The 1,273-nt window shown below is 55.5% G+C and carries 1 rRNA gene (cut by a window edge); it reads right to left on the minus strand.

The annotated features are described in order from the left end of the window. Positions 1–1,273, minus strand: a 23S ribosomal RNA gene (locus KJS69_RS29300); its annotated part runs 1,233 nt beyond the window's last position; the annotation flags it as partial.

The following is a 1,273-nucleotide window of genomic DNA, read 5'->3' on the forward strand; positions in this document are numbered from 1 at the left end:
AATTGGGAAATCTCATCTTGAGGGGGGCTTCACGCTTAGATGCTTTCAGCGCTTATCCCTGCCGTACTTGGCTACCCAGCGATGCCTCTGGCGAGACAACTGGTACACCAGCGGTACGTCCATCCCGGTCCTCTCGTACTAAGGACAGCTCCTCTCAAATTTCCTACGCCCGCGACAGATAGGGACCGAACTGTCTCACGACGTTCTGAACCCAGCTCGCGTACCGCTTTAATGGGCGAACAGCCCAACCCTTGGGACCTACTTCAGCCCCAGGATGCGATGAGCCGACATCGAGGTGCCAAACCTCCCCGTCGATGTGGACTCTTGGGGGAGATAAGCCTGTTATCCCCAGGGTAGCTTTTATCCGTTGAGCGATGGCCCTTCCATGCGGTACCACCGGATCACTAAGCCCGACTTTCGTCCCTGCTCGACCTGTACGTCTCGCAGTCAAGCTCCCTTCTGCCTTTGCACTCTGCGAATGATTTCCAACCATTCTGAGGGAACCTTGGGGCGCCTCCGTTACTCTTTAGGAGGCGACCGCCCCAGTCAAACTGCCCGCCTGACAATGTCCCCCAACCCGATTCAGGGTCGCGGGTTAGAACCTAGATACGATCAGGGTGGTATCCCAACGTCGCCTCCACACATGCTGGCGCACATGCTTCCAAGGCTCCCACCTATCCTGTACAGACCGTACCCAAGTCCAATATCAAGCTGCAGTAAAGCTCCATGGGGTCTTTCCGTCTTGTCGCGGGTAACCTGCATCTTCACAGGTATTAAAATTTCACCGGATCTCTCGTTGAGACAGCGCCCAAGTCGTTACGCCATTCGTGCGGGTCAGAACTTACCTGACAAGGAATTTCGCTACCTTAGGACCGTTATAGTTACGGCCGCCGTTTACTGGGGCTTCGGTTCATAGCTTCGGATTACTCCTAACCACTCCCCTTAACCTTCCAGCACCGGGCAGGCGTCAGCCCGTATACTTCGCCTTGCGGCTTCGCACAGACCTGTGTTTTTGCTAAACAGTCGCTTGGGCCTATTCGCTGCGGCCCCCTCGGGCTATTCACCCTAACGAGGCACCCCTTCTCCCGAAGTTACGGGGTCTTTTTGCCGAGTTCCTTAACGAGAGTTCTTCCGAGCGCCTTAGAATTCTCTTCCTACCTACCTGTGTCGGTTTACGGTACGGGCACCTTCTCCCTGGCTAGAGGCTTTTCTTGGCAGCTGGAGTACAAGTTCTTCGGTACTGCAATGTTCCCTCCCCATCACAGCTCAGCCT

This window comes from Paenibacillus sp. J2TS4 (genome assembly GCF_018403245.1).
Taxonomy (GTDB): Bacteria; Bacillota; Bacilli; order Paenibacillales; family NBRC-103111; genus Paenibacillus_L.